The sequence below is a fragment of the Shinella curvata genome (genome assembly GCF_022899935.1).
In the GTDB taxonomy this organism is placed as follows: domain Bacteria; phylum Pseudomonadota; class Alphaproteobacteria; order Rhizobiales; family Rhizobiaceae; genus Shinella; species Shinella curvata.
Map to the genome: position 1 here is coordinate 629,643 of NZ_JALJCJ010000004.1, position 20,396 is coordinate 650,038.

A 20,396-nucleotide genomic window follows, 5' to 3' on the forward strand; every position below is an offset into this window, starting at 1 on the left:
TCTTTATCGGCGCGGGCGCAACTCGCCCGGCGTAAAACCGAAATGGCGCTTGAAGCTGCGATTGAAGGTCGGTGTATCGAAGAAACCGAGGTCCATCGCAATGGACAGGATCGTGCGGTCTGCGTTCCGCTCGTCGGAAAGGACCGCCGCCGCCTTTTCCAGGCGCATCCGGCGCAGTTCGTCGGAAAAGCTTGTCCCCTGGCTTGCGAAGAGGCGTTGGACATGTCGCACGCTGACACCCTGGCGGGCGGCGATCCATTCAAGGTTCAGGGTCGGTTTTCCGAGATAAGCGAGCATGTCCGCCTCGATGACCTTGCGACGGGAACGAGAGACGACGCCCTCCATCGTTTCCGCGCCGCGCTGATCGCCGCTGCCTAGGGTCAACGCGATGAGATCCTGGAGATGCCGGGCCGCCATCGCTGTGATTGCTGGATCGTTAAACCGTTCGTGCGCTGTCGCCTGGAGATAGGAGCGGAGGAGGAGCATGCCGGGGGCCTGCCGCGAAACTCCGCGTAGCGGCGCTTCGCCGAGACCGGCGACCGCATCGTGGAGAACTTTGTGAGGCAGGCGTACGGACCAACCACGGGCCGCCCGCGGAAGCGTGAACTGAGTGCTGCGCGCCTGAGAAAGCACCAGCATATCGCCCGTCTTGACGACGAAGTCTTCCATGCCGGCTGAACGCATCAGGATCGGAGTGTCGGCCATCGTGAGGATCACGTCGTCGTTTCCGTCCTCCCGCAGCTTGTCCGTCCGTTCATGGGTAGCGGCCAATTGCGTCCAGTACCCCCACTTGGTCGTGCCGGAAACATGGAGGTCGAGGCGATAGTCGATTTCTGTGGCCCCTTCGGGGAGATTAATCTCGATGTGACAAATCTCTCGACCGAGATAGTCCTTCATCACCTCGATAGCATTCCCATCGGGCAACGTCTCGGATGTGAATTCCAGCTTCGTGAACGTCATAGGCAAGCGACAACCATGTTATGGTTTCCAAGCCTATGCTAGAACTCGGCTTTCGGGAAGTTTCGTCTTCGACGCAGACAATACGTCAGGCCGCGGCACCAGCGGGTGCGACTTCGCGGTGATCCCGCCGGAAACTCGACGGGGTGACGGCGAACCGCTTGCGGAACAGCCTGTTGAAGGTGGACAGGTCGGTGAAACCGGCCTCGAGGGCAACATCCAGTATGCGGACCGGCGACTTGGCGTTCACCAGGCGGGCTCGGGCGAACTCGAGCCGCATGTTTTGCAGATGGGTCGTGAACGTCGTGCCGTTCTCGTCGAAGAGACGCTGCAGGTAGCGCGGCGTCACGTCCTGGCGAGCTGCAACATCGTGAATGGAGAGGCTGGGCTCGTGGAAATGCCGGGCTACATCGCGTTTGACGGCGCGGAACCGTTCTTCCCGCACGCTGGCGGCGGCGCCGATCTCGTCGGTATTGTTCGCTTCGGCGATGACGAAAGCGGCGAGGTCCAGAAGCTGACGGGAGGCGAGGCTGGCAGCCTCATTCGTGACACTCTCCGATTGATGCAGGGCGCGCGCATAGGTGAAGAGCAGATCCGCCCCCGGCACTCCAGTATTGAGGCGATGGATCCCCTTGGGTTCGAAACGGGGAAACCGCGAGATAAGGGCGGCGCGGTCGATATGGATAGCCGTCGTCATTCCTGCTTCGGGAAAGGTCCAGGCAAATTTCTGGTCCAGCGGCATGAGCAGGATCTCGCCGGCACTGATGACCTGCGTGTCGCCATAGGCGTCCGCCATCATGAAGTCGCTGTCGCACATACCCATGAGAATATTGGAGTTGCCGTCCGCCACAAGCGCGCTCGTCCGGGTTGCCGTAAGGGAGGAGATCGAGCCGTGGGCCACGCCCAGCCCGTCGAGCTGGACGACGGACATATCTATATCAAAATCCGCGTCCACCAGCGGTGCCATGTCGAGGCCCAGGATTGTGCGGCCGTAGAAATCCCGCACGAATGGAACCCTGTCCCTTTCCGCCAAGTCTCGCGTTGCGATGCGAACCTTTCCGGCCATTGCGTTCAACTTTCCACTCCTTTGCGCCACCTCCTGCGCGCCGCTTCTGGAAACGGCCTTCTTAAACGCCCAAGGCCGGCCTGCCCGCAACGTCGATTTGAAGGGAAATTAGCATGAACCGGAAACTCCGTCTTTTCCGGTGGTGACAGCGTCTTTGCACAAGATGACTCAGTGTACGATTTGTCGTGAACCGTCGATTGCTTCGGGATCGTGCATGCCTGTCGCTCGACAACCTTCGATTTGGGTTTCCCCTGAACGGTTCACGCTCTGGACCAACCGGCCGTGCAGCCAACGACTGGCACCATGGCTGAAAAATCGCCGCTTTCCACGCTCCCGACCGCGGCGCATTTCATCTCTGCTCAGCGCCATGCGGAACCGTCGTTTGCCTCGCAATTGAGGGGAGGCAGAACATTTCCGAATGTATCGTGCAGCCGGGCGCACCCCCATGCGTTCAGGAACGAAGGGACCGCCCCGTTGATAGCCATTCCGACCTCGTCATAGGGGCTGTCGGTGTTCGTGACATATTGGTGCCAACGGTATCCAAGGGTTGCGGGGATCGCGACCAGGGGGACAAGACAAATCAGGAGAGTGCGTGCAAGAGACATTGTGGACCTCAAAAATATTACGTCGCTTTACTCGTAGCCGGACACTGTATCTTCGGCGTTTCATCCCCGCGCCTGCATCGTTTCAATCCGTCAGCAGATCCTTACCTTCGGGCGTCAGTTGCTCTCGAACTTCATCGATGGACATCGTCGCAAGATCGCGGGAACAGGCGGCGATGACCGTGGGAAGATTGTAGATGCCGAACGTCACCTCGGGTCGTCCGCCAGTACCCTGCACCAGATATGCCGTGAGATAGCTGCCGAGCTGCTCGAGGCTGCAGTCGCTATCTTCCATTCCCTCGCCATCCCTGGCGCGCGACCGTACAAGGGCGTTTAGCTTCTCCCCGGGGCCGGCATCCGTCCACTCGGCGAAGAGTGTGGTGGGGGAAATCACCTTGCCGCGCTGGACGTCGACGGTGACGGGTTTGATGAAATTGGTCGGGCTCGCGCCGCCACACCACAGGCTGCCGCTCTCGATGAAGCTCAGCACACCGGCGTTGACGTAGGTCACGCGCACGGTCGTGTCGTCATATCCGCCCAGAGATCCCGTATCGGAGGTCCAGCCGCCGTCCTCGCCGCGAAACGTCCGATACCGCAATGCCCGGCAGCCGAGCGCGGCGAGGTTCTTCCTCCAGTGACCCTGCTTCAGGAACTCGTTGATGGTGGCAGTTGACGATCCGTCGGCCAGTTGGTCGACGCGCGGCGAGATGAATTTCGTGCGCGGGTCCACCCGATAGGAGACAATCGATCCGTTGAACTCGGCCTTGGCCTGAACCTCCAAGGGAATGTTCAACTTCGCGAACTCGTATGGATGCGTCTCCGGTCCGATCGTCTCGTCCGACATGGAAACCGCTTCCGACGCCCCGGCGAGGCCATGCGCCGTCGCGCCCTCGAAAGCGCCGCGCGGTCTTTGGCCGAGCGGGTGCAACATGATCTTTCTGATATCGCTGTCCTTCCGCCATTGCCCGACCAGGCCTTGCCTCGCACCTGGCTCCAGTGTCCAGACCGCGTCCACGATCGGTCCGGTGTCGGCGCACTCGCCGTCCTTGCACGGTCCTTCCTGGTTCAGCACGAGCGTGGCGGCCGCGCGCCTGTCGAAGATGAGCGGGATGTCGGACCCGTCATCGGCGAAGCTGAAACGCCCCTCGACCCTCGCCGTGCCGCCAAGCGGATCATCCGTGAACTCAACGATAACCTTGTCATCGCCGACGGTGCCTTCGAATGTCATGGGATTTGCGGACGCGCTGAGCGGTACATTCAACGCGACCACGGCCATCACTCCGAGGAGTGCGGCCTGGCGAGGCATAAAACTTCGTGTGTTCGATCGCATGGATCCACTCCCGTTCTCGGTTATTGGAGAGCAGCTATCCATCCCCGGTTTCGCGAGAGTTTCGCCGCGCCGTGTCACCAGCCTGAGGGCGGCATGCTCGCGAAACACTGGGCAGCGACAACCGCCCCCATTCGAACATGCCGAAAGCGACACCATGACGATCGAGCAAACTGCAAGCGCGGTGGCAATACTCGCGGCCACCGCCCTCTTCCTCCCGGCCTCGGCGAATGCTGGTGGGCGTCCGCTGACAGATTGGGTCGGCTCCTGGTCTCTCGGGGCCGAGCAGACGATCGACATTTCGCTGGAGGAGGGCAGCTTGCTGGTGGTCGACGGATACGCGACCTACGGCGCCCGAGACCCTGAAAGGGTCGCGCAGGGATCGGTTCAGGTCGCGAGCTTTTTCGCGCGGATCACCCGCGGTCAGGTCGAGGCGGGTGAGGTGATCCGCTTCACCATCGATGGCGATACAGTCCTGCCGTTCGCTGTGGCGGATGGCAGCCTGTGCAAGGTCGAGCTGAAACTGGAATGGCCGAAGCTGCGAGCGCGCGACAACGGCCGCTGCGGTGGCGCGAATGTATCCTTCACCGGTCTCTATGCCGCACCCTACAAGAAATAGCCGGCGTGCCTAGCCTGCCGCTTTCACGATAGTCCCCGGGGAACCGAGTTGAAGCCTTTCGCATCCATTCTTCAACGCCTCGCCGGGCTGAGCTGGAGCACCCACGCTTTGCCGTTGATGCTAGACCGTGGCGCCCGGATCGTTGGCTTGCTCCTCGCAATGGCCGTCACCGGCTCGGGGATTGTGCTTGGCCTTTCGTTTCTCTTTCTGTTGAACGACGATCCGATACCCGACGAGCTTGCTGTGCTCGTCCTGCCCGCAGGCATGGCCTTCCTCCTGTGCCTGCCGCTTCTTCTGCGGCAAATCCACTGGAGAGGCACCGCGCACACGCTGCTTCAGCCGGGCCTATGGAGAGCGGAGCGGAAATGGCGACGCAGAGAAAAGGAACGGCAAGCTTTGGAACACGCCCGCATCCTGCGCCTCGCGAGCGATCCGGCAACGGCAAACTATGCAGCCGCCTTGAGGCGCGGCGAATATTGGTCCGACGAAGCGATCGAATACGACCGCGACCCTACGCTTCTTGTTACCGACGCCGCCATCCGCTCCATCGAGCAGGCTATGCGTGAGGCCGGAATTTCCCTGCGGCGTGGGCTGGGCGCGACCCTTACCGCACACTGCCGGGTCGATCAGGCGAGGCTTTATGCGCAGTTTCCTCCCGGGGGCCGCTATCACTATACCGACGATTTCCATTTCGACCGGCCACACGATCCGGGCGAGGCCGTCATCATCTCGGCTGCCGGGACGAGCTACATTCACGTCACCCATCCCCGAACCGGCAAAGACGCGCCCATCTTCCCCCGTTGATCGGTGCTCGGCATTGTCCTGAAACGTCGCGGAAATAGGTGAAGTGCTTGCAGGCACAGGACGGGGAGATGGATGGGGCAGGGCGCATCGACAATCGCGAATTGTCTAAAGTGTTTGCCGATGCAGATCCTGGCCGCCTTGCTTTGGTTCGCTGCTGCAGGGCTCGGCCTCGCGCAAGACTTCTCGCAATCCCGCATCGATCTGCTGTCAGGCTCGCCGATCGCCGGCGACGTCATGCGCTATGAACTCGTCCTGAGCCAATCCGGCCCAGACGACATCTATGCTGAGGTGAAGATCGCCGCGCCGAATGTGGTATTCGTCTCGTTTTCATCCGATTGCGCCACGATCACGCTCAGCACCGACCCCGTATGGATCATCCGTAACTGGCGGGCAGGCGAGCTTCGCCGCTGCATTGTCGAGGTGTTGACCTATCCGCATTCGGCGGGTGCGAATGCCGTGCTGCAAGCTGATATCTTGAGTGGCGGTTCGTTCTACCGCATCGAGAGCAGCCTATTGCTCGCCTCTTCGCATACTGGCCCCTCCGGGCTCTCCACGGTCACATTCATTGGGCTTGGCGGCTGCACCATCCTGATCTGGGCGCTCACGCGTTCGCCGAACAGGAATCGCCGGCGACGCCAGAGCAACCATCTGCTCGCGGCCGCGCTCGGGCTGGCATTCCTTGGTATCTTCGTCGATATGGCCCGTGACGATTGGGCAGCGGCTTTCAACTTCGAGGAGACGCAGTGCCGGATCATCGGCGCAACGTTCGACATCGGCATCGGTCCGAAGAACCATCGGAGCTCGGCGACCACGTATGCCCCGCGCCTCGCTCTTGAATATGACGCCGGCGGCAAGAGGATCCTGTCGTCCGGATTTGCAACGCAATCGCACATCCTGATCGGCAATCTATCCGACCTGTCGGAATATCGGCTGAACACTCGTGTTCCGTGCCGCTATGACCCCGAGCATCCGCAGACCGTCCTCGTGCACTGGTCGCCGGGCTGGGCCTATCTCTTCGCCATGCTGCCGCTGGGGCTGATCGTCCTGAGTTGGCGGACACGGCCGTAGATCAAGGGGCGGCGAGCAGATCCACCCGGATTGCCGACACGGTGAACTTGGCCATCGCCGCGGGGTTTATGTCGCTCGTAGTCACCGCGTAGTCGTCCTCGTGGCGGGGAACAATGCCGAGGGCCGCCTCTGCCTGCGCGGGCCAGTCCAGGATCAGGGACAGACCGTCCGGGGCGCCATCGAACACGCGCCCGCCAAAATCGCAGCCGCACATGGAAAACGTAATCGGGCGGCCGACGATCTCAGAGAGCTTCTCAAGCGTGATACCGGCTCCAACGCCATCGGCCGTTCGCCACCGACCTCGGGTGATCGTTGCGAAAACGGGATCGCGTAACGGCGGCAGCGCGGCGCAGTCTGCGACGGTCGCCACATCGGGATAGTCGAAGATAGGCGCACCGCGCCATTCGACGAAGAATTCGTCCGGCGTGCCTGCGAAGACGGTCGTGCCACAGGTCGACTGACCCTCCTCCAGATTGCGAGGAACACGTCGTACGAGACCGGTGGGCAGGGTGGAAATCAACGCCTCCTCGGTCATGCCGGCGACAAGTGGCCCGACATTGCGCCTCGGCACGATGGACCAGTCCTCACCGGCTTGCCCGACCGTCGGCAACGCAAGGAGGAACAGGCAGGCCCATAGTCGTTGGCTCGACATCAGCTTGAAGCCCTGTATTGCATCGCCAAACGGATCGCCTCCCGGTCATCGTCCGCTTCGGCCTCGCTTTGTCGGGTGCAATATGCGTCGAAGAGCATCTCCGCATCACTGATCGCGTCAGCAAGGGCAGGAGCAGCAAGAGTAGCCGTTTCCCATTTTTCGACAAGCCTCTGGCGGGAGAGATACCGGCTTAAGCCAGCGCGCGCGCAGCGGTTCAATGCGGCGTGCGCCCTGCGAAAGACCGCCTCGTCTTCGCCGTCATGGAGGACATGGTAGATGGAATCGTCGAGGACGGTCTCCGCCTGAAACGCATCGAGAAGCGAGAACCATGCCGTGGGGGTGTCGATGTCGATGAGAGCCTCCGCTACGGAGCCCATGTCCACCCGAACCGCGCAAAGCACTTCCAAGAGACGGCGCCCGATGGTCCTGTCGTGGATGCGGACGTCTTTATCCGGCGTCAATTGCAGGGGGGCGATGTCTCCCAATGTCCACCAGTTCAGCGCGATGCGGCAGAAGAGGCGGCGCAAGACCTGTGTCTCGGCATCGGGCCATGCGAGCATGCCGAGCCGAAACATCTGGACGGTCAGGCTCGGATCGATCCCTTTCGCGAGGAATTGCAATTCGATTGCCCTCGGGAGCCAGTGAAGGAACGTGGTTTCCCCGCCGGAGCAGATGGGATGCTCGTTATAGATTCCCGAGAACGCCTCGGCGGGCGCTGTGCGAGGGTTGGGATAGGCGCGCATCCGCTTCTTGTCATCAGGTCCGAAACACTGGGCACACCAGAACCAGTCGATATCATGGCGCCCGAAAGCCCGGTAGATGTCGTCGAGGCACTGCGCGGCTTCCGGCGGCGCGTAGTCGAACGGCGCAAAGACCCCGGCATGGTTGTCCTGTTTCAATACCATCCTGCCCTCCATCAATTCGATGCCTCAATACTGGGGGGATGTTTCCTGCGGGTGTCTCCATGCACCGAGCCACCCGGTCGGGGAAGCTCGCCTGACGGCCGGTGGCCGATGCTACAGGGTCAATCAGTCCTTCGCCGCGTGCGCGAGGCGCGCAGCACGTAGAACTGCCCGATCCCCATCCCGATCAAAAGCGCGCCGCCATAACCAAGCTCGTAAATGACGGGTCGGCCCTGGCACAGGATGACACGGTTTTCCCTCACGGCGTGCTCGCGTTCCCATTTCGGGCAGTAGCGCATTTCTGTTCCTCTGGGGACGGTCGCCTCGAGGAAGGTGAACCACATGACGACAGGGATCAGAACGATCAGGCCGGCAATCAGCTTGCGCCGTTGCGGCAGACGCTCGAAGGGGGAATCGGGCATTGCGGTCATACCACGAGGAAAGTCTTGTCGGTCATTCTTGGAGTCCCTCGCGAGCTGGCATCCCGGGCGCATCCGTATAGGCATTGCGACACATCCGCCCGGTGAGCCGGTTTGCCGGCCATGTGTTTCAGCGTGATGTCGTTCACCGCGGCCGTGCTTCGGTGGAAGGCTCCCGTCTTCTACGGCAGGATTTCGATCGGCGTTCCGTCCGGCACACGCGCCCAGATATCGCGCATTTCAGTGTCGGTCACAGCGATGCAGCCGTCTGTCCAATCCCAGAGATGGTGGAGGGGGCCGAGCCAGCCCCACCCGTTCGGCAGGCCATGGATCATGATATTGCCGCCCGGCGAATAGCCGCGCTCCTCGGCTGCCCGCTTATCCGCGCCGTTCGGATAGGAGATGTGCAGGCTGAGATGCGCCATTGAGTGTGGATTCCGCCAGTCGATGACGTAGTGTCCCTCCGGTGTGCGTTCGTCGCCCTCGCGCTGCTTGTGCCCATCGTCACCGCGGCCGCCGAGGCTGATCCCATAGGTGTCGATAGGCTGCCCTTGCCGCAGGAGAACCATCTGCCGCCGCGCCTTCTCCACCCGTATTTCGTCGGCCGTCTCCGTGGTGGCCGCCATTTCAGGCGGATCGCCGCTGCCGGCCTTCGCCATGATCCTGGTGTAGCCGAACCCGGCCACCAGAACGAAAGCCACTGTCAGGATAAGTCTCTTCATCGCCCCTCTCTTCAATGCCTGATCACCTTTCGATTGTTCGGTGACAATTCTAGGGCGTCTGCCCTGGTCGCTTTGCAGGCCGTCGCAACTTGTTCCCGCAATGGACGGTGTCCCCGCTCGGCTCGAAGGCGACGCTGCGAAACGAAAAGTGCCATTCTTCGATTGTCGCGCCTGGCACGTTGAGCTGCAGGCGATAGCGAGCGGAATCAGAGCGGCTCGGAAACGCCATGATCCGCTGGAGAAGAAGGATGTCCAGCTCCTGCGGCAGGACAGAGTTTCGATAAACCTGTCCCGGTATCGGCGCCGACAGGCAGTAAGGGGCGCCGTCGGCGACACGACCCGCTTCAAGACGAACGAAGCCGGCGAAAGCCGCGCTTGCCACGAGCCACGTTATCGCCATGACGGCAAGGCCGATGCGGACGATCCGCTGCAGGACGAGGATAGAGCCCGGCTCCCGGGTTGCGACTAACAATGGTAATAGAGCGAGCTGCAATGGCAGCGCGAACATGACAGGAAAGATATGAACATTCAGCCCCATGACGAGCGCGATCGGCAGCGCCACGACCGCCCAGCAAAGTGGCAACCGGACAAGGCGAGGCACTACCCTTTGTGCGTAGGTCCCGCCGCGGACGAGGGCAACGATCGTCACCAGCGAAGGCAACATGCCGACGGCGACCAGTATCGTCATCACGCCCGGACGATAGTCGGGATGCGGATAGGTGCCGATCAAGCCCGCGATACAGAGAATGCCCATCCCCCCAAGCACGGCGCGGGCGCTCCCGAACGATGAATGCATGGCGTCTGCCTTCCCCGGTGCCGCCGAAAGCCGCTGATCCCCGTTTGCCCGGTTCACAGCGATCCGGGCAGTGTGCCGATGACGTATCCGCCGATTGTATCGCCATGATTGTGTTGCCAAGGTGCCTGATGCGCCTTCGAGAAACAGGTATGAAACCGGGATAATCGATACTCTCGATGCAAAGGGAGGGCGGCCTCCTTCCCGCCAGATCCAGAAGTCGTTTACCATGCGCCCTTTGTTGTTTTCGTCTCACCCGACATTGTTCCGCCTGCGCGTTGCCCAGCGCCGCCTGTTCTGCGCGCTAGCCTGGCGTTTCGGCTCGCAGCGTTTCGCAACAGCGATCCTCGGTGAGCGGCTGCCCCACAAAGTCTACCGGCACCAATCAAAGCTGAAACGCTACCTGGCCGGTGCGCCGGAGGAGGCGCGGTGGCAGGAGAACAAGGTTCACAATCACAGCCTTGCCATTCCCTGCCTCGATGGCGTTCTCATCCGACCCGGCGAGACCCTGTCGTTCTGGAGGCTCGTCGGCAGGCCGACCGCGGAGCGGGGTTTCCGGGAGGGTATGGAGCTGGCGATGGGGCGAGCGCGCGGCGGCATCGGCGGCGGCCTGTGCCAGATCGCCAACCTGATCCACTGGCTTGCGCTTCATTCGCCGCTCGAAGTGACGAAACGAGCGAACCACAGCTTCGACCCTTTTCCCGATCAGGGGCGCATCATTCCTTACGGAACCGGCGCCGCGCTGTTCTACAATTTCGTCGATCTCTGCGTGCGCAACCCTACCGCGGATACATTCCAGCTCCGGCTCTGGCTGACCGACACCCTGCTGAACGGCGAACTTCGTTGCGATGCCCCTCAGCCCGTTCGCTACAGCATCTTCGAAAGGAACGGCCGTTTTTCGCAGGTGGAAGGAACATGGTTCCGGCAAAACGAAATATGGCGCCAGACGAGCTCGAAGGGGGAAGGGAAACGGATCATCTCGACCGAGATGCTTTATGAAAACCGTGTGCGGGTGCTCTATACCCCTTTTCGAACCGACCCTTCGGCCAAGAAAAGCAGCTGAAACAGTTTTGCGACAAGTGTCCCGAGCATTGCAACAAAGGACACCGCCCATGAGCAACACAACCCGCAACCGCACGCTGGCCTATCTCCTTGCCGCCGGCACCGTCATCTTTGCCAGCGCGCCCAGCTTCGCGCAGGATCCGACATCGCTTTTCGAGGTCGTGACCGTGAAGGATCAAATCGTCATCGCCCTGTCCGCAAAGGACATCGAAACCGTCGGCGGAAACGACGTCACCGCCATCGGTCAGGCCATCAAGGCCAAGGGCGAACTGACTGTCTGGCAATATGCTGTCCGCAAGGGCACGGACGGACAGCTGGAACAGGCGCCGCTCAAGCGGGTAAGTCTGCTCGGCGCAGACAGCCTTCGTGTCGAACCCTATTCCGCCTCGATCCGTGTCGTACCGGCTCCCGAAGAATAGCCAAGGCCTCGGGGCGGGGTATCCAGCGGCATTTGGCGGCGTTGTCCGCTGCGCGCGCGGTTTGAGCCGAAGCGCCGCGTTGACGCTCCGATTGAACGCGGGGCGTCGACCGATCTCGTATCCCTGGCGATCGGCATGACCTTGAGATTGCTGTTTCTTTCGTCCGGCACAATCGCTGCCGTAAGCCGGAGCGGGCGAAAAATGCATGAAACATTCTGCACGGAAAAACCATCGGAGCGGCGGTGACCGGGCAAAGGGCCCGGTTTACGGGCCGCTCTACCGTCCAAGGAGACATTCATGAGCAAATTCACCCTGTCGCAGCCCCTGCTAACCCCCGGCACGATCCGTGCCTTCAACCCACAGCCGGAGCCGCCGCGCGAGGCGCTCGACATCACCCTCAACCCCGGCACCATCCGCGGTTTCAACCCCCAGCCCGAACCGCCGCGCGAACTCCTGACGGCGCAGGACTTCCACTTCGACGCGCCCCTTACCCACGACTGGTTGGGTTGAGGAACGGCCGGGCCTGATTGCCGCGCGGAGCGGCAGGAGAGCACGGCCGTCGACTGCCACCGGTCAATAGACCGGTGGTATCCCGCCGTATCAAAACCTGCAACGGAGCCCGACCATGACGCAGGCCTCTTCCCCATCCCCCAGCGCTGCGGATGCGCTTCGTGCCTGCCGGACGGCCCTTGTCTTCGCCGGCCTGTTCTCGGCTGCGGCAAGCCTGCTGCAACTGACGGTCTCGCTCTACATGATGCAGGTCTTCGACCGCGTCTTCGCCTCGCGCAGCCTCGATACGCTGTACTGGCTGACGGTCGTAGCGCTTGGAGCACTTTGCCTGTTCGGCATCATGGAAGGCACGCGACTTCGTATCATGGGCCTGATCGGGCATTGGCTGGAGGCGCGCCTTGCCGCGCGAACCTTCCTATACGGCCTCGAAAGCCGCCTGCGCGGCACGCATCACGGGGCGGAAGCGTTGCGTGACCTCTCGCTCGTGCGCGGCTGGGTTTCCAGTTCCGGGCCGCTTGCGCTTTTCGATCTTCCCTGGGTTCCCATCTATCTGGTGCTGATATTCCTGTTGCATCCCCTGCTCGGCCTGATGGCCGTCGGCGGGGCCGCCCTTCTTGTCGCCTTCACCTTTGCCGGTGAGATGCTGGCCGGCACGCTGCATCGCACCGTCGCGCAAAGCACTGCCGCGGGCCATCGCCAGGCCGAGATGCTGCTGCGCAATGCCGATGTCATCGATGCGATGGGCATGGCCGGACAGGCGCTGGAGCGCTGGCAGGCGACGGCGACAGCCACTGCGCCCCTCGATGACCGGGCGGCGGCGAGAAGCGCCGTTCTGCTCGGGCTGACGCGGTTCGTTCGTCAGGGTCTTCAGATTTTCATGCTCGGGACAGGTGCCTGGCTGGTGCTTCGTCACGACATGACCGGCGGCGCCTCGATCGCCGCCTCCATCCTGATCGGCCGGGCGCTGGCTCCCGTCGAACAGGTCATCGGTGGCTGGAAGGGCCTTGTGCAGGCGAGACAGGCCTGGGCGCGAGTGACGACGGCGCTTTCGACGCCGAGTCTGCGGGCCGATGCCCGTCCGCTGCCCGCCGTCGAAGGACGGATCGATGTCGAGGGGCTTTCCTATCAGCGGGCCAATTGCACGGCGCCGGTGCTGCACGGCTTGTCCTTTACGCTTTCCGCGGGTGAAAGCGTGGCGCTCGTCGGCCCCTCCGGTGCCGGAAAGACGACGCTTGCGAGGTTGTTGATCGGCACGCTTTCGCCCGGTGCCGGTCATGTCCGCCTCGACGGCGCGGATATTTTCGCCCGCTCGCGCGCCGATCTCGGCCCGCAGGTCGGCTACCTGCCGCAAACGGTTGAACTTTTCGAGGGTACGGTCTTCGACAACATCGCCCGCATGGGCCACGCCGAGGCCAAGGCCGTCCACACGGCTGCCATGCTCGCCGGCTGCCATGAGATGATCCTGCGCCTGCCAAACGGCTACGATACCGACGTGGGCGAAGGCGGCCGCAACCTCTCCGGCGGCCAGCGGCAGATGGTCGGCCTCGCCCGCGCCCTCTTCGGCTCGCCGCGGCTGCTCGTCCTGGACGAGCCCAACGCCAACCAGGACACGGTCGGCGAAGCATGTCTGATGTCCGTGCTCGACCATCTCAAGGCGGCGCGGGCGACCGTCCTTCTGATCAGCCATCGCCCCTCCGTGCTGCAATGGGTCGACAAGATCCTGGTGCTCAACGAAGGCCGCATAGAAAATTTCGGAGCCCGTGCAGACGTGCTGGAAAGTCTCATCCACCCCGTGCCCGCATCCCTGCAATCCCCGGCCGCGGCGACCGGCCGGCAAGACCCTGTAAAATCCATCGGAGAAGCCGCATGACTACCCCTGTGTGCGCTGCACCCCGGATCGGCGCCGCCGCCATCATCGGCCTCGGCAGCCTTCTCGCCTTTGCCAGCGGCTTCATGCTCTGGTCTGCGACCGTGCCGCTCGCGGAGGCCTCGATCACCTCGGGCCAGGTCAAGGCCGAAGGAAATCGGCGCGTCGTCCAGCATTTCGAGGGCGGCATCGTCGCGGACATCCTCGTTCGCGACGGCGACCGCGTGAAGGCGGGGGATCCGCTGTTGCGGCTGGAAGAAACCCAATCCTCCGCCAGTAGGGACAGCCTGCTGGCCAGCGTCTGGTCGCTCTCAGCCCAGCTTGCGCGCCTGGAGGCGGAAGCGGCGAACGCACGCCGCATCACGTTCGGCGAGGATCTCATGGCCGAACGTGATGCGCGCGCCGTGAGCGCCATGGAAAACCAGATGGCTCTTTTCGACGCCCGCGCGAGCAGTTTCGACATTCGCCACCAGGTGATCGAAACGAAGGTGTCACAACACGCCGCATTGATCGCCTCGACGGCGGTGCAGCGCTCTGGCCAGAAGGCGCAACTGAAACTGCTGCAAGAGGAGGAGGCCGACGCCCGCCGACTCTTGCAAAAAGGTCTTGAGCGCGCCTCGCAGTTGCGCGCGTTGCAGCGCCAGATCGCCGCTGTCGAGACGAACCTGCTCGACCTTGCCGCACGTTCCGAAGCGGCAGTGGCAGAGAAGGCGCAGACCGAACGCGAACTTGAGAGCCTGCGCCGCGAGCGGATCGCCGAGGCGAAAGCCCAGGCAGTGGAAACGCGCATGCGGCTGGACGAGGCGCGGCAGCGGCTTGCTGCCGCAAGCGACATCGCCGACCGCCGGCAGGTCGTCGCGCCGGAAGACGGCGTCGTGATCGCCAGCCGCTTCTTCAATTCCGGCGCCGTCGTGCGACCGGGGGAAACTGTGCTGGAAATCGTGCCGGAAAACGACCGCCTTCTCGCCGAGGTGCGGGTCGCACCGACGGACATCGATAGCGTCCATGCCGGGCTTGCGGCGGAAATCCGGTTGCCCGGCTACAAGCAGCGCGTCGTGCCGACCTTGAACGGCGAGGTCATCCTGGTGGACGGCGACCTGACGCAGGAGCCCTCGACGGGCGCCGGCTACTATAGGGCCCGCATCCTGATCAACCCGGCGCAGGTCGCCACGCTCCAGGATGTGGAGCTGAAGGCAGGCATGCCGGTGGAGGCGATGATCAAGACGGGAGAGCGCTCGCTCCTGCGCTATCTCGCCCAGCCCATCCTCGACAGCTTCAACCGTGCCTTTCGGGAAGCGTGAACGCGAATTGGCTGAGCAACGGAATTGCCATGAAACAAACCGGCTGCAGGTTTTGCTCTCCAAACGGGCCGCGCCAAGCGCCCAACCCTCATAAGACAGGAGAAACGAATGTTTCGCACGAGAGGTAGCAATAAAGCGGATGTCCTCGATTTCAGCGATCGTACGACCGGCGTTGAATACATGACCGGCGGCGGGAGTGACCTCATAACCGGAACCAAATTGGCGGACATCTTCCGGGTCGAAGGTAGCTATTGGGACGACAACCGCAGCACATTTTTAGGCGGCGATGGCGATGATACGTTCTACGGCGGGGAAGGTTACGCCACCTTTGTCGGCGGCATTGGCCGGGACGTATTTGTTGGCGGCTATGGTGTTGAGGAAATCTCGTATCAATGGTCGGCCGCTGGCGTAAATATCGATCTTGATCGCGGAGCCCTTGAAGGCGGGGAAGCCCAGGGAGATCGGATTATCAACCTCGACAGCGCTCGTGTCATTGAAAATGTCGTCGGATCCAAACATCATGACATCGTTTATGGCAACGACGCCGACAACACGCTGAAGGGGCTTGGCGGAAATGATCAGCTCTACGGCGGAGGTGGCTTCAATACGCTTGAAGGGGGCGACGGAGATGACTTCTTCGGCCTCACCGGACGCGTTGACTACGTGGACGGCGGCGCTGGTATCGATACGGTCGGCTACCAGATGGAGACTGCGCGCGTCATCATCGATTTGGAACGCGGGCAGGACGGCGCCGCCAAGGGCGACTTGCTGCGCAATGTCGAAAACATCACCGGCACGCAATTTGCCGACACCATCTCAGGCAACGACGCCGCCAACGTGTTGACGGCCGGCGGCGGAGTCGGCGATCGGCTCATGGGACGCGGCGGCGCCGACAAGCTCGTCGGCAATGGCACCTCGATTGCGGCCTATTCCGATTCACCCGGCGCGGTTACCGTGAACCTCAAGACTGGCAAGGGATCCGGGAGCGACGCCGCCGGGGACACTCTCAGCGGCATCATCCACGTCATCGGATCTGACTTTGCGGATACCCTCAAGGGGTCGGCAGGCCGCGATACGCTCGAGGGAGGGAAGGGCAATGACCGTCTGGAGAGCGGCGGAGGCCGAGATACACTGCGGGGTGGCGATGGAAATGATACGATACTCGGAAGTGATCACGGCGGCATCTTTCAGGGCGACAACGGCAACGACCTCTTCATCAAGGTCGGCGACAACAAGTACGTCGATGCCAAGGGATGGACGCAATATGCGACAACCGTCTTTCACGGCGGTGCAGGTTATGATCGCGTCTCTTACGCAAACGCCTCTGAAAGCGTGCGCGTGGAACTGAACACCAAGACGGGACTCCGCGGTGCAAGCGGCGATATTTACCAAAGTATCGAGTCTGTTACCGGCAGCAAATTTAGTGACTATCTGATGGGAGCGGCCGTAGCTGAGGTCCTCGATGGTGGTGCAGGCAACGATACGCTCGTGGGCGGCGCCGGTGCCGACACACTCGTTGGGCAAGGCGGCTATGATACGATCTCCTACTGGAATGCCGCCAGCGGTGTCACCGTCGATCTTTATCTCGGACGCGGCACTCAGGGCGATGCGAAAGGGGATACGATCAGTGGTGTCGAGCGCGTTGACGGCTCGAACTATGACGACAAGCTCTACGGCTCCAACAAGGGTGATTATCTCTATGGCGCCAAGGGCAACGACCTGATCATCGGCGATGCGCTCTCGAACGGCGACAGCCGCGGGGGTGACGACGTCCTAAACGGCGGCCTCGGGCGCGATGTGATGCGTGGAATGGGCGGCAACGATCAGTTTGTCTTCGCAAGTCTTGCGGATAGTGGGAAAACGATCACCACGGCCGACATCATCATGGACTTCAAGCGGGGCGATCTGATCGATCTGAGGGGCATCGACGCCAATCCCTCGGCAGCCGGTGACCAGGACTTTGCCTTCATCAACTCGGCCGCCTTCAGTAAGGTTGGACAGGTGCGGGCGTGGAATAACGGCACGAACACGTTCGTCGAGGTGAATGGCGAGGGTAATAACGCTCACGACATGCTGATCACCCTCAATGGGGTCGTCAACCTCACCAGTGCGGACTTCCTCTTGTAAGTTAGGCGTTTTCGATGGTGGATTGTCAGTCGCTTTCCACCTGTACTCCGAGAGACCTTTCGGAGGCCCTCCATTTACTATGGAGGGCCTTTGCTTGGAACTTGGATCCGCAAAAGTATAGGACGGGGCAGGGATATGCCTCTCGACATGCGGCATTGGGCGACCACTGGTGCTGAACTTTGGGAGGCGGCGTTGAGGCGGATTGCGAAATGGTTGGTGCTCGTAATTCTGGCCATCGTGTTGGTCAGTGGATATCTGAGTGGGTACGGCTGGCTGATACAAGAAGATCGGTGGCCCCCAGAGCGATCCGGTAAGGGTGGCGGAGGCACTTGCCGATATCAGACCCTGAGGGGCGTGAGGATTGCCTACTATCTTGGCGATTGCCCGACGTTCTCCACGACGCGCTTTCCAGACAAAGAAGCGAGAATTTAGCACTAGTCTAAACTGTCGACTCTGGATGCTGGGAATTTGATGCATCCGCTCGTGCTGACACCGCAGTTCGTTGCGGAAATTGCTCAGAAGCTCGACGTCGGGTGGCAGGCGGACTGAACCGCACCGGGTTTGCCGGAGGCTCCAACTTCTGAGACAGTGAAGCCGATATGAGCAGGATAACGAATACGTTTTTCCCTGCTGCTGGTCCAAGCTTTTGTCCGCTCAATGCTCGACAACAGCAGGCCCACCGCTCTGCCATCCGAATCGAGCCGCCCCGATTTACAATCGGGCGTGACCATCACGGCTGGTGGGTCGTCGAAGACCGCCTCGGTCGCGTCGGCGGCATCTTCGCCATCGAAGACGCCGCCATGCACTCTGCACTGGAAGAGAGCAACCGTGACCGCAGCGCCGTGCAGCGCCAGAAGCGCGACAGGCACGTCGAATCCCGGCTCAACCACTGAGGTGGTTCCAGCAAAGGTGCGGCGCGGTTTCGCGTCCTGACCTGCATATATCCAAATGCTCACAGCACCACGAGAAGAAGCAGCCAGCCCGTTGCGATCGACCGAAGCGCTGGGCGGGCGACGGGGCCGAGGCCGGCCGATACGCGCCACACGCAGTGCCACATGAAGATCGTGTATGGCAGCGGAAGCAGGAAGACGACGAAGGCCAACCAGGCCGGCCATTCATGGGCGACCATCACTAAAGCGATGCCAAGAAATGTAAGGTTAAGCACTGCGCCGAACAGGATCATATCCCGCCAGAAGAGTGTCTTCAGCGGGATATGGTTGGCGAGGCGATCGGAAAAGAACCGTATCACGCGTCTATCTGCATTGTTTCGGCCCGGCGAATACGAACCTTGTCGATATTGCGGCCATCGAGACTGACGACTTCATAGACAAGCTCTCCGAGCTGGACGATTTCTCCCTTCGCCGGCATGTGCCCGAGGCGCCAGAGGATGAGGCCTGCGAGCGTAGAATACCGATCCGTTTCATCGACGAGATCGACGTCCAGCAATTTGGAGGCGTGACGGATGTCGATCCAGCCATCGACGAGAAGTGCGCCATTCGTCTCATGCTCTACGGCCAATTGCTCCTCATCGTCATCGGCGAATTCGCCTGCAATCGCCTCCAGCAGGTCCGTTGGCGTCACCATCCCCTCAAGCGAGCCGTATTCGTCGAGCACGATCGCGACCTGAAGCGGCGACTGGCGCAGTTGTTCCAGCAGGCGGAGCGCATTCAGGCTCTCGTGCACGACGAGCGGCTGGCGGAGCGACCGGTTGAAGTCGATCTTGCCCGTCTCCACGAGATCGCGCAGCAGGTCCTTGGTCAGCGCCACGCCGAGAAACTGGTCCAGGCTGCGGCGCCCGATGGGAAAGCGCGAGTGGCCGGATTTCAGTACCTTGTTGCGCAGCGCTTCCTCGCTTTCCTCGATATCGAGCCAGTCGATGTCGACACGGGGCGTCATGACGGATTTTGCCGGTCTGTCGGCTAGCGTCAGCACACTTTCGATCATCTCGTGCTCGACAGGCGTGAACAGCTCGTTTTCCGATGCACGTTCCGCGATGACATCGGCGGTTTCGCCAAGAGACGCCTCGCCGCGCTTGCGACCGAGCAGCGACAGCACGGCATCGGCGGTGCGCTCGCGCAGATCGCCTGTCGTCAGGAAACGCTCTCGATTTCGGCGGCCGACCTGGTTGAAAGCCTCGATCAACACCGAGAAGCCGATCGCTGCGTAAAGATAGCCCTTTGGTATATGGAATCCGAGACCTTCGACGATCAGCGAGAAACCGATCATCATCAGGAAGCCGAGGCACAGGATAACGACGGTCGGATGCTTCGACACGAAGGCCATCAAGGGTTTCGAAGCAAGCATCATCACAGCCATGGCGACAATGACGCCGATCATCATGACAGAGAGGTGCTCCACCATGCCGACGGCCGTGATCACGCTATCGAGCGAGAAGACGGCATCGAGAACGACGATCTGCACGAGAACCTGCCAGAAGATGGCGTGCTCGATCTTGCCCTCCTTGGGGCCGTGGTGCCCTTCCAACCGCTCATGCAGTTCCATCGTACCCTTGAAGAGCAGGAAGAGGCCGCCGAAAATGAGGATGAGGTCGCGTCCGGAGATCTCCGCGCCGAGCACGGTGAACAGAGGCGCCGTCAGCGTGACGATCCACGCAATGGAGGCGAGCAGCACCAGGCGCATGCCGAGCGCGAGGCTGAGGCCAATGAGGCGTGCCTTTTCGCGCTGATGCTCCGGCAGCTTGTCGGCCAGGATTGCGATGAAGACCAGGTTGTCGATACCGAGAACGATCTCGAGGACGATGAGCGTGGCAAGGCCGGCCCAGGCCGCAGGGTCGGACATCCATTCAAATATCATGGGTGATCAAAGGCCTGTCCTGTCGGACGAGCCATCCTTTTCGTGTCGTTTGGGGAAACAAAAAAACGCCGCCCGTAAACAGGCGGCGTGTGAGTCTGGACGTGCAACTGAAAAGCTGCTCGGCATTTTGCCAAGCAGTATCAGGTTTTCGAATTTCTTTTGCTGTCGTCCGGTTCGCACGCTGCATTAAGATAATCAGCTATTCGAACCGGACACGCGCATTCGGCTATCCATAACGGGGTATACGAAACCGCCCGCGCGTTTCATCCCGCGGGTCACAATTATTTTTTACATCTCGAAATCGCCGCCATTGTCTTCAGCGGGTTCCTCTGCTGGTGCACTATCGGCAGCCTGCGCCTCATCGC

Annotated in this window: 20 protein-coding genes; 9 read left to right on the forward strand and 11 right to left on the reverse strand. The window is 61.7% G+C overall.

The genetic code is table 11. The annotated features are described in order from the left end of the window. Window positions 1-3: 3 nt before the first annotated feature. From MUU55_RS17900 to MUU55_RS17910, 3 genes are all read right to left on the reverse strand, one after another. Window positions 4-897 carry an AraC family transcriptional regulator gene (locus tag MUU55_RS17900; protein ID WP_244762103.1) on the reverse strand — a complete coding sequence of 298 codons (894 nt, stop codon included), beginning with the start codon at window positions 895-897 and terminating at the stop codon, window positions 4-6. Window positions 898-1,045: 148 nt separating this feature from the next. After that, on the reverse strand, window positions 1,046-2,023 hold the full coding sequence (locus tag MUU55_RS17905) for a helix-turn-helix transcriptional regulator (RefSeq protein WP_244762176.1): 978 nt from the start codon (window positions 2,021-2,023) through the stop codon (window positions 1,046-1,048). Between the two features lie 687 nt (window positions 2,024-2,710). Continuing rightward, the gene (locus MUU55_RS17910) at window positions 2,711-3,955 is read right to left on the reverse strand and encodes a hypothetical protein (RefSeq protein ID WP_244762104.1); all 1,245 of its coding nucleotides are present in this window, start codon (window positions 3,953-3,955) and stop codon (window positions 2,711-2,713) included. Window positions 3,956-4,109: 154 nt separating this feature from the next. On the opposite strand from MUU55_RS17910, the gene MUU55_RS17915 reads away from it, so the two are divergent. The 3 genes from MUU55_RS17915 to MUU55_RS17925 all read left to right on the forward strand — a co-directional run bounded on the left by MUU55_RS17915 (window position 4,110) and on the right by MUU55_RS17925 (window position 6,443). After that, window positions 4,110-4,571, forward strand: coding sequence for a hypothetical protein (locus MUU55_RS17915; RefSeq protein ID WP_244762105.1), 462 nt, complete (start codon window positions 4,110-4,112; stop codon window positions 4,569-4,571). A gap of 48 nt (window positions 4,572-4,619) precedes the next feature. Further along, window positions 4,620-5,375, forward strand: a complete 756-nt coding sequence (locus MUU55_RS17920) for a hypothetical protein (protein ID WP_244762106.1) — start codon at window positions 4,620-4,622, stop codon at window positions 5,373-5,375. A 120-nt stretch (window positions 5,376-5,495) separates the two neighbouring features. Further along, window positions 5,496-6,443, forward strand: a complete 948-nt coding sequence (locus MUU55_RS17925) for a DUF3592 domain-containing protein (RefSeq protein ID WP_244762107.1) — start codon at window positions 5,496-5,498, stop codon at window positions 6,441-6,443. 1 nt (window position 6,444) lies between these two features. Here MUU55_RS17925 and MUU55_RS17930 read toward each other — a convergent pair whose 3' ends face one another. The 5 genes from MUU55_RS17930 to MUU55_RS17950 form a co-directional block, all read right to left on the reverse strand. Continuing rightward, window positions 6,445-7,095: a hypothetical protein gene (locus MUU55_RS17930; RefSeq protein WP_244762108.1), complete on the reverse strand. Its 651-nt coding sequence runs from the start codon at window positions 7,093-7,095 to the stop codon at window positions 6,445-6,447. Continuing rightward, entirely contained in the window at window positions 7,095-8,000 is a 906-nt protein-coding gene (locus tag MUU55_RS17935) for a hypothetical protein (RefSeq protein WP_244762109.1), read from the reverse strand. The genes MUU55_RS17930 and MUU55_RS17935 overlap by 1 nt, the downstream gene beginning before the upstream one ends. 119 nt (window positions 8,001-8,119) lie before the next feature. Then, window positions 8,120-8,419 (reverse strand): hypothetical protein, encoded by a 300-nt coding sequence (locus MUU55_RS17940; RefSeq protein ID WP_244762110.1) that lies wholly within the window; start codon window positions 8,417-8,419, stop codon window positions 8,120-8,122. 179 nt (window positions 8,420-8,598) lie between these two features. Beyond that, entirely contained in the window at window positions 8,599-9,138 is a 540-nt protein-coding gene (locus tag MUU55_RS17945; protein ID WP_244762111.1) for a L,D-transpeptidase family protein, read from the reverse strand. Between the two features lie 49 nt (window positions 9,139-9,187). Continuing rightward, window positions 9,188-9,934 (reverse strand): hypothetical protein, encoded by a 747-nt coding sequence (locus MUU55_RS17950; protein WP_244762112.1) that lies wholly within the window; start codon window positions 9,932-9,934, stop codon window positions 9,188-9,190. Between the two features lie 94 nt (window positions 9,935-10,028). Between MUU55_RS17950 and MUU55_RS17955 the strand changes: the two genes are divergently transcribed. From MUU55_RS17955 to MUU55_RS17980, 6 genes are all read left to right on the forward strand, one after another. After that, complete coding sequence (locus MUU55_RS17955) at window positions 10,029-10,994, forward strand: VanW family protein (protein WP_244762113.1); 966 nt, start codon at window positions 10,029-10,031, stop codon at window positions 10,992-10,994. Window positions 10,995-11,043: 49 nt separating this feature from the next. Next, complete coding sequence (locus MUU55_RS17960) at window positions 11,044-11,412, forward strand: hypothetical protein (protein WP_244762114.1); 369 nt, start codon at window positions 11,044-11,046, stop codon at window positions 11,410-11,412. Window positions 11,413-11,709: 297 nt separating this feature from the next. Further along, window positions 11,710-11,922 (forward strand): hypothetical protein, encoded by a 213-nt coding sequence (locus tag MUU55_RS17965; protein ID WP_244762115.1) that lies wholly within the window; start codon window positions 11,710-11,712, stop codon window positions 11,920-11,922. 115 nt (window positions 11,923-12,037) lie between these two features. Continuing rightward, a complete protein-coding gene (locus MUU55_RS17970) occupies window positions 12,038-13,792 on the forward strand; it encodes a type I secretion system permease/ATPase (protein ID WP_244762116.1) in 1,755 nt (584 codons plus the stop codon). Continuing rightward, window positions 13,789-15,090, forward strand: coding sequence for an HlyD family type I secretion periplasmic adaptor subunit (locus MUU55_RS17975; RefSeq protein WP_244762117.1), 1,302 nt, complete (start codon window positions 13,789-13,791; stop codon window positions 15,088-15,090). The genes MUU55_RS17970 and MUU55_RS17975 overlap by 4 nt, the downstream gene beginning before the upstream one ends. Window positions 15,091-15,198: 108 nt before the next feature. Beyond that, entirely contained in the window at window positions 15,199-17,217 is a 2,019-nt protein-coding gene (locus tag MUU55_RS17980; protein ID WP_244762118.1) for a calcium-binding protein, read from the forward strand. Between the two features lie 515 nt (window positions 17,218-17,732). Here the strand turns inward: MUU55_RS17980 and MUU55_RS17985 are convergent. The 3 genes from MUU55_RS17985 to MUU55_RS17995 form a co-directional block, all read right to left on the reverse strand. Beyond that, window positions 17,733-18,107 (reverse strand): hypothetical protein, encoded by a 375-nt coding sequence (locus MUU55_RS17985; protein ID WP_244762119.1) that lies wholly within the window; start codon window positions 18,105-18,107, stop codon window positions 17,733-17,735. A 62-nt stretch (window positions 18,108-18,169) separates the two neighbouring features. Further along, entirely contained in the window at window positions 18,170-18,466 is a 297-nt protein-coding gene (locus MUU55_RS17990; RefSeq protein ID WP_244762120.1) for a hypothetical protein, read from the reverse strand. Beyond that, window positions 18,463-20,031 carry a TerC family protein gene (locus MUU55_RS17995; RefSeq protein ID WP_244762121.1) on the reverse strand — a complete coding sequence of 523 codons (1,569 nt, stop codon included), beginning with the start codon at window positions 20,029-20,031 and terminating at the stop codon, window positions 18,463-18,465. The genes MUU55_RS17990 and MUU55_RS17995 overlap by 4 nt, the downstream gene beginning before the upstream one ends. Window positions 20,032-20,396: the final 365 nt, after the last annotated feature.